Here is a 13,498-nt window from a genome sequence, read left to right on the forward strand (position 1 = left end):
ATGAGAGCGGTAAGGTCATCGGTCTTCGCTAGAGCACGCTACAGGTTCCGCGGCACCCACCGGTCCGTCGTGGACCGGCCATCAAACCCGCCGGACGCCAAACGTCGCAAGTTCACCGGGGGTAATCAGGCGCCAAAACGTCTCATGGCCGTGACGGGATCTTGCACATCTGGTCACGGAACGGGCACACAGCTTGACGTGTCCGGGGGCTGGGGCAGACTTGGCTGCGAAATTCCAGAATTTGATCGCTATACGTACGGGTAGTGCGCCTAGGGGGAAGCGGAACGATGAGCCAGGACGGCGCTCAGGGCCAATACGAGGGCCGTTCGGTCGGCGGAGGACGTTACCAGCTTCGTGATCTTCTCGGCGCTGGCGGAATGGCTTCCGTACACCTCGCCTACGACAGCGTGCTGGACCGCGAGGTCGCGATCAAGACACTGCACACCGAGCTCGGGCGCGAGCAGGCCTTCCGTGAGCGCTTCCGCCGTGAGGCGCAGTCCGTGGCGAAGCTCACGCACACCAATATCGTCTCCGTCTTCGACTCCGGTGAGGACGAGCTCGACGGCGGCATGGTGCCGTACATCGTCATGGAGTACGTCGCGGGCCAGCCGCTGCGCTCCGATCTGGACACCGACATCGCTCAGCATGGCGCGATGCCGACGGAAAAAGCCCTGAAGATCACTTCGGATGTGCTGGCGGCGCTCGAGGTCAGCCATGAAATGGGCCTGGTCCACCGGGACATCAAGCCCGGCAACGTGATGCTGAACAAGCGCGGCGTCGTCAAGGTCATGGACTTCGGCATCGCCCGCGCCATGCAGTCCGGTGTGACGTCCATGACGCAGACCGGCATGGTCGTCGGCACCCCGCAGTACCTGTCGCCCGAGCAGGCGCTGGGCCGCGGTGTGGACGCCCGCTCCGACCTCTACTCCGTCGGCATCATGCTCTTCGAGCTGCTGACGGGGCAGCTGCCGTTCGACGCGGACTCCCCGCTCGCCATCGCCTACGCCCATGTCCAGGAAGAGCCCCCGGTCCCGTCGAGCATCAACAGCTCGCTGCCGCCGGCCGTGGACGCGCTGGTGGCCCGTGCGCTGAAGAAGAACCCCAACGAACGCTTCCCCACCGCCGAGGCGATGCGGGACGAGTGTCTGCGGATCGTCGGGTCCGGGCAGTCCGGTGCGACGCCGCTGATCATCGGCGAGGGCCCGCGGGCGCGTACCAGCGGTGCCTCGGTCTCCTCCGCGGTCTTCCCCACGGCCTCCGGCAACCCGCACACCCCGGCCCCGCCGAGCGTGCAGCAGCCGTACCAGCCGACCCAGGCCGCCTTCGGTCCCTCGACGCCCCCGCCGCCGCCGCCGAACAACACCTACCCGACGCCCGCGCCGGGCCCCGTTCCGGCTCCGGCGCCGTTCAACACGGGTGGCTACCAGCCCCCGGCCTACACCCCGCCGCCGGTGACGGCGTCGATGCCGTCGAGCGGCGGCCCCGCCCCGCGGAAGAACAACTCCGCGGTGATCGTCGTCTCGGCGATCGTCGGCGTCATCGTGGTGACCGCGATCGCGATCGGCATCGGTCTGAGCGCCGGCTCCAGCGACGACCCCGGCGGGGACAGTCCGACGTCCGCGTACTCCGACACCGCCTCGCCCACCGAGAGCGTCCGGCCCGAGGACAAGACGGCGACGATCCTGACGTCCGAGTGCACCAGCCCGTCCAAGGTCTACGGCGATGAAGGCAAGATCTACGCGCCTTCGTTCCGCTTCAAGAATCTGGACTCGGTGAAGAAGTGCCTCGATGCGGCCGGCTGGAAGTACAAGGTCGACGAGGAGGACAGCGCGCTCTGGGGTAAGAACACCGTCACGGACCAGTCCCCGGACCCGTTCGAGCGGTGGGACCCGAAGAGCGGCGAGACCATCGAGCTGACCGTCTCGACCGGCCGGAGCGGCTGACGGCATACAGCCCACGGCCACCCGGACAGATGGAAGGGCCGGCACGCATTCCGCGTGCCGGCCCTTCCATCTGTCCGGGTGCTGTGGCTCCTCGGTGCGCTCCGGCCTGCCGCGCAGATGCCGGGCGAATGCTCAGAGGTACGGGCCCGAGCGGGCGCCGCCGTGACCGGGCGTGCCCTCCTCGCCGTCCATCGGAACGGCACCGGGCGGCAGCGCACGGCGCATCGACTCCAGCTGGGCACGGGCCGCCATCTGCTGGGCGAACAGTGCGGTCTGGATGCCGTGGAAGAGGCCCTCCAGCCAGCCGACCAGCTGGGCCTGGGCGATCCGCAGCTCCGCCTCCGTCGGCACCGATTCATCGGTGAACGGCAGCGACAGCCGCTCCAGCTCCTCGACCAGCTCGGGCGCCAGGCCGTCCTCCAGCTCCTTGACCGAGCTGGAGTGGATCTCCTTGAGGCGGACCCGGCTCGCCTCGTCCAGAGGAGCGGCCTTCACCTCCTCCAGCAGCTGCTTGATCATGCTGCCGATGCGCATGACCTTCGCAGGCTGTTCGACCATGTCCGTCAAGGGGGTCTCCCGGGATTCTTCGCCGTCATCCCCGCCACCGGAGCCGGCGCCGCCGAGCGCCATGCCGTCCGGGCCGACCACCAGGACGTGCGGATTCTCCTGCGACCGTTCATTCATCGGCATATCCATGCCGCCATTCTCTCGTACGCGGGCTCCTGACAGGTGGTGCCCCCGGGAGAACGTGATCCACCATTCCGAGCGGATCCGTCCGGCGCTGTTTCACGTGAAACAGCGGATTCTCGCCGTTTCACGTGAAACCACCGCAATCTTCAGTTCCGGCGCAGCCGCAGGGCGAAGAAGGCCAGCCCCAGACCGGTGAGAGCAAGGCCGGCACCCATCGGGAGAACCCTCTCGACCGGGGCCCCGGGGGTCTCCATGGCGTACGGGGTCGCCGTGGACTCCGATGCGTCATCCGTCATCTCCGGTGCGGAGCGGTCCTCCCCCGGGGCGGGCGTCGGGAGCGGCGGCAATGCCTCGTACGGGCGCCGGGTGAACCGGTCCGCGACGTCGAAGCGGCGCGAAGGGGAGGGCCGTGACGGGGTGGCCGCCGCGGCAGGGGATTCGGACACCGCAGGCTTGCGGTGCTTGGGCTTGGGGGCATGCCGACCGGGCGGCGGGTGCGCACGGTCGGTGTCGGGCGAACCCGCCGGGGCGGGCGGCCCGTGCCTGCCGTGCCGCGGGTGGTCGGCACTGCCGCCGTCGGCTCCCGGGACGGAGTACGGCGGGCCCGGCACGGAGTAGCCCGGGCCGAAGGGGTGATGCGGGTGGTGGTGCCACCGTCCGTGCCCGTGGAGCCCCCCGAAGTGGTGATGCGGCGACCGGTGAGGGAAGCCCGGACGGGCGTACGGCAGGCCGGGGAAGCGGTCCGGCAGCTCCGGGAGCTGCGCCGGGGCCCCTGGATGACCGGGATGTCCGGCGCGCGCCCGGCCCGCTCCGGCCCCGGGCCCCTCGGCCGGCGGCAGGCTGGGCGCGAAGTCGTCGGCGCCGTACCCGTCGAAACCGAAACCGTCGTCGCCGGCCGCACCCGGGACGTCGTCGGGCTGATCGCCCGGCCGGGCGAGATGCGGGGGACGGTCGACCGGTGTGGCACGCCGGTCCGCGGCCACCGCGGAGGTGGCTCCTATCGGAACGGGCAGCACGACGGCAGCCGCCAACAGACCGGTGGCGATGCGCGAACGGAATCCTGGAGCGACCACAGTGCCCCTCCCGTGCCGAGCCGTCGAGTGACCTGTTCAGCGTCACATGTGATGACATTCACGGCATCTTGGACATGTCGGCCGGGTTACCGGGCGCATGCGCGGGAGGGGCGGGCGCGGACGGCCCGGCTTGCGGAGGGGGCGGCCGTCGGCTCAGACCGTCAGCACGACCTTGCCGACGTGCGCACTCGCGTCCACGACCCGGTGCGCCTCGGCGGCATCCGCCATCGGGAGCGCGCGGTCCACGATCGGCCGGACCTGACCGTTGGCGATCAGCGGCCAGACGTGCTCCCGTACCGCGGCGACGATGGCCGCTTTTTCGTTCAGCGGGCGGGCGCGCAGCCCGGCGCCGGTGATCGCGGCGCGCTTGGCCATGAGGGCGGCGAGATTCAGCTCCGCCTTCACCCCGCCCTGCAGCCCGATGATCGCCAGCCGTCCGCTGACCGCCAGCGCCTTGACGTTCCGCTGCAGATACTTGGCGCCGATGATGTCGAGGATGACGTCCGCGCCCGTGCCGTCGGTGGCCTTGCGGATCTCCTGGACGAAGTCCTGTTCGCGGTAGTCGATGAGGATGTCCGCGCCCAGCTCGGCGCAGCGGGCCAGCTTCTCGGGACCGCCCGCGGTCACCGCGACCCGTGCGCCGACGGCCTTGGCGAGCTGGATCGCCATCGTGCCGATGCCGCTGGCACCGCCGTGGACCAGCAGCGTCTCACCGGGCCGCAGGTGCGCGATCATGAAGACGTTCGACCAGACCGTGCAGGTCACCTCGGGCAGCGCGGCGGCCGTGACCAGGTCCACGCCGGCCGGCACCGGCAGCACCTGTCCGGCCGGGACGGCGACCTTCTCCGCGTATCCGCCGCCGGCCAGCAGCGCACACACCTCGTCACCGACGGCCCAGCCGTGCACACCGGGGCCGAGCGCGCTGATCCGCCCCGAGCACTCCAGACCCGGATAGGGGGAGGAGCCGGGCGGCGGATCGTAGAAGCCCTGGCGCTGGAGCAGGTCGGCGCGGTTCACGGCGCTGGCCGCGACCTCGATCAGGACCTCGCCCTCGGCGGGCTGCGGATCGGGCACGTCCGCCCAGACAAGTGCTTCGGGGCCACCGGGCTCCGGGATAGTGATCGCTCGCATGGGCGCGAGGCTACTCGCCGTCCGCCCACGGGGCGAAGGTGCGGGGGCCGACGACTACCGCCGGATCGGCCATCAGCCCCCGCACGACGTGCGGTTATTCATCCGCTCGGCGCATCGGGGCGACGCCGGTGCCGGGGAGGTTCGGCTTGGCGGACTGCTTGCCGGAGAGGTCCGCCGCCTCCGTCGGGGCCGCGCGCACGATGGTGATCAGACGGTCCGTGCTCTGCAGCGGACTGGCCTCCGGATCGTCGTAGCCGAGGAGCCGGTGGCCGCGCAGCACGGACACGACCAAGTCGTCGGTCTCCCGTACGGACTTGCCGACCTCCGCCTTCACCACCGTGCGTTCCACCAGGTCGAGGCCGCTGCCCTGCTGGATCAGATCCTCCATGACGGTGCCCGCGCTGGGGCTGTGGACGGAGAGACCCAGCAGCCGGCCGGCCGCGCTGGCCGAGGTGATCACGGCATCGGCCCCGGACTGCCGGAGCAGCGGGGCGTTCTCCTCCTCCCGCACCGCCGCGACGATGTTCGCCTTCTTGTTGAGCTGACGGGCGGTCAACGAGACCAGCACGGCGGTGTCATCGCGCTGGGTGGCAATCACGACCTGGTGGGCGCGCTGGACCTCGGCCCGGAGGAGCACATCGCTGCGGGTCGCATCGCCGACCACCCCCGCGAACCCGTCGGCCACCGCCGCGTCGATCACCTTGCTGCTGGGGTCGACGATGACGATGCGGTCGCGGTTGAGCCCCGTCGCACACAGGGTCTGGGCGGCGGAACGGCCCTTCGTCCCGAAGCCGACGATGACGGTGTGGTCGCGCAAGGTGTTTCTCCAGCGTTTCAGTTGCCACTGCTCGCGGGTGCGCTCGGTCAGCACTTCCAGTGTGGTGCCGACCAGGATGATCAGGAACAGCACGCGGAGCGGCGTGATGAGCAGGATGTTCAGCAGCCGCGCGCTGTCGCCGTACGGGACGATGTCGCCGTATCCCGTGGTCGAGAGCGTGACGGTCGCGTAGTAGAAGCAGTCGAGCAGGTCGACCCTGCCGTCGGCGTTGTCGTGGTACTCGTTGCGGTCGATCCAGACGATGAAGACCGTCGCGAGCAGGACGAGCAGCGCCATCAGCAGCCGGCGGGCGACCTGCCGCAGCGGCGGCATGGGGGTGCGGCGCGGCAGCAGCACCCGGTGCGACCGGTCCTCGGGCACCTCACGCGCCGCGGCGTCCTGGGACGGGAGCTTCACGCGCGGCCTCCGGTGGCCTCAGGGGGTTCGTACGGGCCACCGGGGGCGGCCCAGCCGGGCGTCCATCCCGCCGACCAGCTCGCCGACCAGGGGAATTCCAGGAGTTCGAGCTCGGTGCCGCGCTCCGCGCCACCGGGCGGGACGACGGCCAGCGCATCGGCGGAGGCGATCCCGCGCAGCATGGCCGGGCCGTGGAAGCGCAACGGTACCGCCGTCAGGCCGTGCCGCTCGTCGTCGCGGTAGGCCACCGGAACGAGCCGGGTGTCGCGCGGATGCCCGGCGACCGCGGCGGCCAGCGGCGTGCGGTAGGGCGCGGCGGGACGGCGGGCGGCGAGCGTACGGAGCAGCGGTTCGGCGAGGGTGAGCAGGCCGGAGACGGCGGCCAGGGGATTGCCCGGCAGGCCGACGAGATGCCGGCGCGGGGCCAGGCGGGCCAGCAGCATGGGGTGCCCGGGGCGGACCGCCACCCCGTCCACCAGCACCTCCGCGCCGAGCCTGCGCAGGGTGGGGTGCACATGGTCGACGGGGCCCGACGCGGTACCGCCCGTAGTGATCACCACGTCGGCGGTGGACCCCGCGAGGGCGGCGTACAAGGTGTCGGCCTCGTCGGCGAGATGGCGCGGCGGCGCCGCCTCGATGCCCAGTGCGTGCAGCCAGGGGGCGAGCATCGGGCCGAGGGCGTCGCGGATCCGGCCCTCGTGCGGCAGCCCGTGGTCCAGCAACTCGTCGCCCAGGACGAAGACTTCGGCACGCGGGCGGCGGTAGGCGGTCAGTTCGTCGTAACCGGCCGTCGCGGCCAGGCCGAGGACGACGGGGGTCACCAGTGCGCCCGCGGGCAGCAGTTGGTCGCCGCGGCGGCACTCCTGGCCGCGCGGGCGGATGTCCTGGCCCGGCGGCGCGGGCCGTGGTGCGTACAGCCGCCGTCCGCCGTCGCTCAGCTCACGGACCTCGCCGTGCTCGCTGCGCAGTACGGCGGTGGCGCCGGACGGAACGCGCGCGCCGGTGGCGATCGGGATCGCATGGCCGTCGAGGAGCGCCTCGGCGGGGGCGTGACCGGCGAGGATGCCGGACGGGAGGCCCGTCTCGGGTGCGTCGGCGGGCCGGTCCAGACGCCAGGGGCCGGGGCCGGAGACCGCCCAGCCGTCCATCGCCGAGGTGTCGAACGACGGCAGATCGGTGAGCGCGGTGAGGGGTGCGGCGAGCGTACGGCCGAGCGCCTCGCCCAGGACCGAGGTCTCGGGCGCGGGCGGCCCGGGTACGGAGCGCTCGGCGAGTGCGCGGGCGGTGTGCCAGGGGACGGCGGCCGGGGCGGTGCGCGGGCCGGGGCCGGTGGGAGGCGCGGGGTCCACGGGGCGGGAGGGGCCGGAAGGGCTGGAGGGGCTGGAGGGGCCGCTCCGGGCAGCGGCGGGGTCGTCGGGGGAGAAGGGGTCGTCCGGTGTGTAGGGGGCGTCGCCGCCGCTGCCGGTCGCGGAGGAGGTGGCTGCCGCGGCCCCTCCGGCGGCGTACGGCGTCGTCACGGTCGTGGCCTCGGGCCCGGCCCCGGGCCGTACCCACCTCGGCGCCGTGCCGTTGGCCAGCGCGAGCGCATCGTCGAAGGGGTCGCCGCGCCCCTCGGCCGAGGTGCCGCCCCTCGGCCGGCCCACCGCGCCGCCGGGCTCCCCGCTGAACTCCCCGTCGGTCATTCCGCGGGCTTCGCTTCGGCACCCTGGGCGCCGCCGGCCTCGGACGCACCCTCGGCCTCGGCCGCCCAGCGGTGGGCCAGCGCGGCGGCCCGGTCGGCCAGTTCCTTCACATCCCGGTCCTGGCGGCCCGCCGCATAGCCGATCAGGAAGGTCGTCAGCGGCGCGGCGGGGCGGGTCACACCATGGGCCGCGTCCCGCGCGAGATCGAGAAGCGCCGCCGTGTCGACATCGAGCTCGATGCCCAGTTCGGCCTTGACTGCGGTGATCCATTCATCCAACACGTTCCCATGCTCCCTGATACGGGCGCGTGCCGCGCTGATGTCTTCCCAGGTGTCGCAGTCGAAGGACGCCGTGGAGGGGGCGTCCGGAACCCGTTCGAGCACCAACTCGGCCAGCAGCGCTCGCAGCGGCAGTCCGGCCAGGCTGCCGTGTGCGGCCCGCAGCCGCGCCAGCTCACGGCGCAGCGGCTCGGCCCTGTAGGCGGCCACGAGAGGCTGGTCCCGCCCCGAGGCGTCTTGGAGCATCGCCCCGTCGCGGGACGCGGAACTCCCGCCCGGTCCGGCAGCGCCTGCCGTTCGTGTCGCCGCCAGGAGGCTCCGTACGGTCGCCGCCTTCAGGAACGGGAGGTCGGCGGAGAGGACGAGCACCGTCGGGGCGGTGGTGTGCCGCAGGCCGGCGTCCAGTGCGGCGAGCGGGCCGCCACCGGGCGGGTCCTCCAGGGCGTGGACGACGGCGCGGGCGGCCGGGCGGACGGGGCCGACGACGACGGTGGTCGCCGCATCGGGGCAGGCGGCGAGCACCCGGTCCAGCAGCGGGCGGCCGCCGACGGACAGGGCGGGTTTGTCCGCCCCGCCGAGCCGCCGGGCCGCGCCGCCGGCCAGCACGACGGCGTCGTGGTCGGTGAGGTCGTTCACCTCTTGAGTATCGCCGGGCGCACCGGAATCACACCGCTGCCGGAGCGACTGCAGATGTCAGCTCCGCCACAGCGGGCGCAGCCGGGACGGCCGGGGCGGCTGCCCCGGCCTCGCCGCTGCCACCCGCCGCACCCCCCTCACAGCGTCCGGAGCAACAGCGCGGGCTGCTCCACGCAGTCGGCCACGAACCGGAGGAAGCCGCCGGCGGTGCCGCCGTCGCACACCCGGTGATCGAAGGTGAGCGAGAGCTGGACGACCTGCCGGACGGCCAACTCTCCTTCGTGCACCCAGGGTTTGGCGGCTATCCGGCCGATGCCGAGCATCGCCGCCTCCGGGTGGTTGATGATCGGCGTGGAGCCGTCGACGCCGAAAACGCCGTAGTTGTTGAGGGTGAAGGTGCCGTGCGTCAGCTCGGCCAGGGAGAGCCCGCCGGCCCTGGCGGTTTCCGTGAGCCGGGCGATCTCGGCGGACAGCTCCTCGACCGTACGGGCATGGGCGTCCCGTACGACCGGCACCACCAGGCCGCGGTCGGTCTGCGCCGCAAAGCCCAGATGGACGGCGGGCAGCCGGACGATCTCCTGGGCCTTGGTGTCGACGGTGGAGTTGAGCGCGGGGAACCGTGCGAGCGCGGCCGTACAGATCCGGGCCAGCAGTGCGAGCAGCGACACCTTGGGGGCGCCCGGCACATTCATCGCCTTACGGGCGGCGAGGAGTTCGGTGGCATCGGCCTCCACCCAGCAGGTCGCCTCCGGGATCTCCCGGCGGCTGCGGCTGAATTTCTCGGCGGCCGCACCGAGCATCCCCTTCAGCGGGATCCGCTCCTCACCCGCCGTGGCACCGGCCCCGGCCGCGGATCCGACGGCCGTCACGGCACCGGCCCCCGCCACACCCGTCACGCCGGGCCCAGCCAGTTCACTGGTACCGACCGTGGGGGCTGCTCCGGCACCGGCCGTCTCCCGCTCCCGCCGTGCCCGGATCGCGCACTCGACGTCCGTACGGAGGATCAGCCCATCCCGTCCTGACCCGGTCAACTCCCGCAGATCCAGGCCGTTCTCCCGCGCCATCCGACGCACCAGCGGAGAAATGACGGCCACCGCACGGTTGCCGTCCTCCACCGCCCCGGCCCCCGCCGAACCGTCCGCACCGGACGAACCGGAGGTCCCGGCTGTCCCGGCTGTCCCGGTGACGCCGACCGCCCCTATGGCCGTCGCCCCGGAAGCAACCGCCCTGGAACCAGCAGGCGTCCCCTCGGCCGCTCCGGCCCCGGCCGAGCCGTCCGCCACCTGGCCGGGCGGCCGTGGCACTCCCGCCATGGGGCCCGCTCCGGGCCCCGGCCGGATGCGGCGCCGGCGGGCCGCCGCCGCACTCGTGCCGTACCCGACGAGCACATTCCCGGACCCGGCGTCCGCCGCGCCGTCCGCGGGCGCCCCTGAGGCCCGGCCGGTGGCCGCCGCACCACCCTCGGGCGCACCGCCTTCCGCGCCCGCCCCGGAGCCCGGTCCCGTCCCAGGACCGGCGCCCGCCAGATCATCCGGCACGGCCCCCACGGCGACCGTCACCAGCGGTGCCCCCACCGGGACTTCGGCCCCCTCCTCACCGAAGCGGGCGGTCACCACGCCCCCGTACGGGCACGGCACCTCCACCATCGCCTTGGCGGTCTCGACCTCCACCACCGGCTGGTCGATGGCCACCACCTCGCCGACCTCGACCATCCAGTGCACGATCGTCGCCTCGGTGAGGCCCTCCCCCAGGTCGGGCAGGGTGAATTCGCGGACCACGGCCATCACTCACCACGTCCCTCGGTCCAGTCCGACTCCCACTGGAGGCGGGCGACGGTGTCCAGAATCCGGTCCACGCCCGGAAGGTGGTGCCGCTCCAGCATCGGCGGCGGATACGGGATGTCGAAGCCGGCGACGCGCAGCACCGGCGCTTCCAGGTGGTGGAAGCAGCGTTCGGTGATCCGGGCGGCGATCTCGCCACCGGGGCCGCCGAACCCATTGGACTCATGGACGACCACGGCCCGCCCGGTCCGCCGCACCGAGGCGCAGACCGTCTCGTCGTCGAAGGGCATCAGGGACCGCAGATCGACCACTTCCAGGTCCCAGCCCTCGGCGCGGGCGGCCTCGGCGGCCTCCATGCAGACCGGGAGCGACGGGCCGTAGGTGATCAGCGTGGCGCTGCTGCCGCGGCGCCGGATCGCGGCGCGGCCCAGGGGCGCGACCTCGGTGGGTGCGTCGGGCGACCAGTCGGCCTTGGACCAGTACAGCCGCTTGGGTTCGAGGAAGACGACCGGGTCGTCGGAGGCGATCGCGGCGCGCAGCAGTCCGTAGGCGTCCTCGACGGTCGCCGGGGTGACGACCTGGAGCCCCGGGGTGGCGAGGTAGTACGCCTCGGAGGAGTCGCTGTGGTGCTCGACCCCGCCGATCCCCCCGCCATAGGGAACCCGGATGGTCAGCGGCATCGTCAGCGCGCCGCGGGTGCGGTTGCGCATCCGGGCGACATGGCTGATCAGCTGCTCGAACGCCGGGTAGGCGAACGCGTCGAACTGCATCTCGACGACCGGCCGCAGCCCGTACATCGCCATGCCGACGGCGGTGCCCAGGATACCGGCCTCGGCGAGCGCGGTGTCCGTGCAGCGGTCCTCGCCGAATTCCTTGGCGAGGCCGTCCGTGACCCGGAAGACGCCGCCCAGGGTGCCGACGTCCTCGCCCATGACATGCACGGACGGGTCGTCGGCCATGGCGTCGCGCAGCGCGCGGGTCAGCGCCTGCGCCATGGTGGCGGGCTTGCGCGCGGTCGCCGGAACGGTGGTCGTCATGGCCTGGCCTCCTCGGCGGACCCGTCGGTGCCCGCTGCGTCCTCGGTGTGTCCGGCGGCCTCGGCGTCCAGCTCGGCGCGCAATTGTGCGGCCTGGGCACGCAGTTGGCTGGTCTGCTCGGCGAATACGTGGGTGAACAGGTCCATCGGGTCCACCTCCGGGTCGGCGTTCATCCGCTCACGGAGGTCGGCCGCCAGTTGCTCGGCACCGTCCCGGGTGGCGCCGACGAAGTCGTCGGTCAGCAGATCGCGGGCGGCCAGCTCACGCTCCAGCAGGGCTATCGGGTCGTGTGCCTTCCAGGTCTCGACCTCGGCATCGCTGCGGTAGCGGGTGGCGTCGTCGGCGTTGGTGTGCGCCTCGATGCGGTAGGTGACGGCCTCGATGAGGGTGGGTCCACCGCCCCTGCGGGCCCGCTCCACTGCCTCGGTGAGCACCTCGTGCATCGCGGGGGCGTCATTGCCGTCGACCAGGCGGCCCGGCATGCCGTATCCGACCGCCTTGTGGGCGAGGGACGGCGCGGCGGTCTGCTTGGCGAGCGGCACGGAGATCGCGAAGCCGTTGTTCTGGACGAGGAAGACGACCGGTGCCTGCCAGATCGCCGCGAAATTCAGCGCCTCGTGGAAGTCGCCCTCGCTCGTGCCGCCGTCGCCGACCATGGCCAGCGCGACCACCTCGTCTCCCTTGAGCCGGGCGGCGTGCGCCAGGCCCACGGCATGCGGGAGCTGGGTGGCGAGCGGGGTGCACAGGGGGGCGATGCGGTGTTCGTGGGGGTCGTAGCCGTTGTGCCAGTCGCCGCGCAGCAGGGTCAGGGCCTGTACGGGGTCGAGTCCGCGGGCCACGGCGGCGAGGGTGTCGCGGTAGCTGGGGAAGAGCCAGTCCCGGTCTTCGAGAGCAAGCGCCGCGGCGACCTCACAGGCCTCCTGGCCGGTGGAGGACGGGTAGACCGCCAGGCGCCCTTGCCGGGTCAGGGCCGTGGCCTGGGCGTTGTACCGACGGCCGCGGACCAGCTGGGTGTACAGCCGGGTCAGCAGTCCGGAGTCGAGCCGGGCAGCGGCGTCCGTACCCAGAAGGCGGTACGGCTCCGCGTCGGGCAGGAGGGGCGCGGGGTCGACGCGCGGCTGCCAGGTGGGCGGCGGACCGGCCAGGCTGCTCTTGTTCCTGCTGCTGCCGGGCTGCTCAAGGACCGTCATGTCGAGCACCTCCTCGGATCGAAGGGGGTGGCGCGATGCGCCTCATGGGGGTGGTGGGCGGACGGCGGGTGGGCAGGATGGAATCGGCCAGGGCGGGTACGCCCTGCCCTACCGATTGTTCGGTCGCTGATGCATTTTGGCTACAGGCGGGCTCAGCCTGTGGACAAACGGTTCTCCACAGCTTGAGATGAAGCCAGGGCGTCCACAAAGGGGAGGCGGGACCATATGCCGGACGAACAGATGGCCAATTCCGGTGGGCAATCGGCGACACCGGCCGGCCCGCCACCGACGGCATCCGCCCCGCCCTCACCGGCCGCACGCCCGCTGGACACCATCGACCGCTCGATCCTGCGCATGCTGCAGACCGACGGCAGGGCATCGATACGCTCCGTGGCCGAGCGCGTGCATGTCTCGCGCGCCAATGCCTACGCCCGGATCAACCGGCTGATCGACGACGGTGTGATCCGTGGCTTCAGTGCCCTGATCGACCAGGAACGGGCAGGTCAGGGCGCCTCTGCCTACATCACGCTGAAGATCGTGCAGAACTCCTGGCGGACCGTGCGCAAGCAGCTCACGGCGCTGCCGGGGGCCACGCACATCGCCCTGGTCAGCGGTGATTTCGATGTGCTGCTACTGGTGCACACCAAGGACAACCGCGAGCTGCGCGAGCTGGTCCTCACCCGTATCCAGTCGATACCGGAAGTACTGAGCACCCGCACCCTGCTGGTCTTCGAGGAGACCGACCTCGGCCCCGAAGAGGAATGACCGGCCCGGCCGCCTCTGGAGTGAGCCCCCGCCGGGCACAGACGCCCCAGGGAATGCC

General features: G+C 72.4%; 11 protein-coding genes. 2 read left to right on the forward strand and 9 right to left on the reverse strand.

Annotation, left to right across the window (positions count from 1 at the left end; translation table 11 throughout):
- Positions 1–287 precede the first annotated feature (287 nt).
- Positions 288–1,943 (forward strand): protein kinase domain-containing protein, encoded by a 1,656-nt coding sequence (locus NUT86_RS20695; protein WP_266438479.1) that lies wholly within the window; start codon positions 288–290, stop codon positions 1,941–1,943.
- Between the two features lie 132 nt (positions 1,944–2,075).
- On the opposite strand, the gene NUT86_RS20700 is transcribed toward NUT86_RS20695, so the two are convergent.
- The 9 genes from NUT86_RS20700 to pdhA all read right to left on the reverse strand — a co-directional run bounded on the left by NUT86_RS20700 (position 2,076) and on the right by pdhA (position 12,675).
- Entirely contained in the window at positions 2,076–2,639 is a 564-nt protein-coding gene (locus NUT86_RS20700; protein ID WP_026170187.1) for a bacterial proteasome activator family protein, read from the reverse strand.
- Positions 2,640–2,779: 140 nt separating this feature from the next.
- Entirely contained in the window at positions 2,780–3,706 is a 927-nt protein-coding gene (locus tag NUT86_RS20705; RefSeq protein WP_274736942.1) for a hypothetical protein, read from the reverse strand.
- A 153-nt stretch (positions 3,707–3,859) separates the two neighbouring features.
- Positions 3,860–4,837, reverse strand: coding sequence for an NAD(P)H-quinone oxidoreductase (locus tag NUT86_RS20710; RefSeq protein WP_026170185.1), 978 nt, complete (start codon positions 4,835–4,837; stop codon positions 3,860–3,862).
- Positions 4,838–4,931: 94 nt separating this feature from the next.
- Positions 4,932–6,071 carry a potassium channel family protein gene (locus tag NUT86_RS20715; RefSeq protein WP_018092715.1) on the reverse strand — a complete coding sequence of 380 codons (1,140 nt, stop codon included), beginning with the start codon at positions 6,069–6,071 and terminating at the stop codon, positions 4,932–4,934.
- Positions 6,068–7,753: a molybdopterin molybdotransferase MoeA gene (locus NUT86_RS20720; protein WP_274736945.1), complete on the reverse strand. Its 1,686-nt coding sequence runs from the start codon at positions 7,751–7,753 to the stop codon at positions 6,068–6,070. Before NUT86_RS20720 ends, NUT86_RS20715 begins: the two co-directional genes overlap by 4 nt.
- Positions 7,750–8,667 carry a DUF6457 domain-containing protein gene (locus NUT86_RS20725; protein WP_274736947.1) on the reverse strand — a complete coding sequence of 306 codons (918 nt, stop codon included), beginning with the start codon at positions 8,665–8,667 and terminating at the stop codon, positions 7,750–7,752. The genes NUT86_RS20720 and NUT86_RS20725 overlap by 4 nt, the downstream gene beginning before the upstream one ends.
- Positions 8,668–8,804: 137 nt before the next feature.
- Entirely contained in the window at positions 8,805–10,451 is a 1,647-nt protein-coding gene (locus NUT86_RS20730; protein ID WP_159487443.1) for a dihydrolipoamide acetyltransferase family protein, read from the reverse strand.
- Complete coding sequence (locus tag NUT86_RS20735; protein ID WP_148592661.1) at positions 10,451–11,485, reverse strand: alpha-ketoacid dehydrogenase subunit beta; 1,035 nt, start codon at positions 11,483–11,485, stop codon at positions 10,451–10,453. The genes NUT86_RS20730 and NUT86_RS20735 overlap by 1 nt, the downstream gene beginning before the upstream one ends.
- Complete coding sequence (gene pdhA, locus NUT86_RS20740; protein WP_093640969.1) at positions 11,482–12,675, reverse strand: pyruvate dehydrogenase (acetyl-transferring) E1 component subunit alpha; 1,194 nt, start codon at positions 12,673–12,675, stop codon at positions 11,482–11,484. Before pdhA ends, NUT86_RS20735 begins: the two co-directional genes overlap by 4 nt.
- Before the next feature lie 225 nt (positions 12,676–12,900).
- On the opposite strand from pdhA, the gene NUT86_RS20745 reads away from it, so the two are divergent.
- The gene (locus NUT86_RS20745; protein ID WP_159487439.1) at positions 12,901–13,440 is read left to right on the forward strand and encodes an Lrp/AsnC family transcriptional regulator; all 540 of its coding nucleotides are present in this window, start codon (positions 12,901–12,903) and stop codon (positions 13,438–13,440) included.
- Positions 13,441–13,498: the final 58 nt, after the last annotated feature.

Origin of the sequence: Streptomyces sp. G7(2002) (assembly GCF_028870195.1) — a bacterium.
GTDB classification, from domain to species: Bacteria; Actinomycetota; Actinomycetes; order Streptomycetales; family Streptomycetaceae; genus Streptomyces; species Streptomyces nigrescens.

Excerpts from the sequence above, each read along its gene's own strand:
- NUT86_RS20695 (WP_266438479.1), top strand. The coding sequence starts at position 288 with ATGAGCCAGGACGGCGCTCAGGGCCAATACGAGGGCCGTTCGGTCGGC.
- NUT86_RS20700 (WP_026170187.1), bottom strand. The coding sequence starts at position 2,639 with ATGGATATGCCGATGAATGAACGGTCGCAGGAGAATCCGCACGTCCTG.
- NUT86_RS20710 (WP_026170185.1), bottom strand. The coding sequence starts at position 4,837 with ATGCGAGCGATCACTATCCCGGAGCCCGGTGGCCCCGAAGCACTTGTC.
- NUT86_RS20720 (WP_274736945.1), bottom strand. The coding sequence starts at position 7,753 with ATGACCGACGGGGAGTTCAGCGGGGAGCCCGGCGGCGCGGTGGGCCGG.
- NUT86_RS20730 (WP_159487443.1), bottom strand. The coding sequence starts at position 10,451 with ATGGCCGTGGTCCGCGAATTCACCCTGCCCGACCTGGGGGAGGGCCTC.
- NUT86_RS20735 (WP_148592661.1), bottom strand. The coding sequence starts at position 11,485 with ATGACGACCACCGTTCCGGCGACCGCGCGCAAGCCCGCCACCATGGCG.
- pdhA (WP_093640969.1), bottom strand. The coding sequence starts at position 12,675 with ATGACGGTCCTTGAGCAGCCCGGCAGCAGCAGGAACAAGAGCAGCCTG.
- NUT86_RS20745 (WP_159487439.1), top strand. The coding sequence starts at position 12,901 with ATGCCGGACGAACAGATGGCCAATTCCGGTGGGCAATCGGCGACACCG.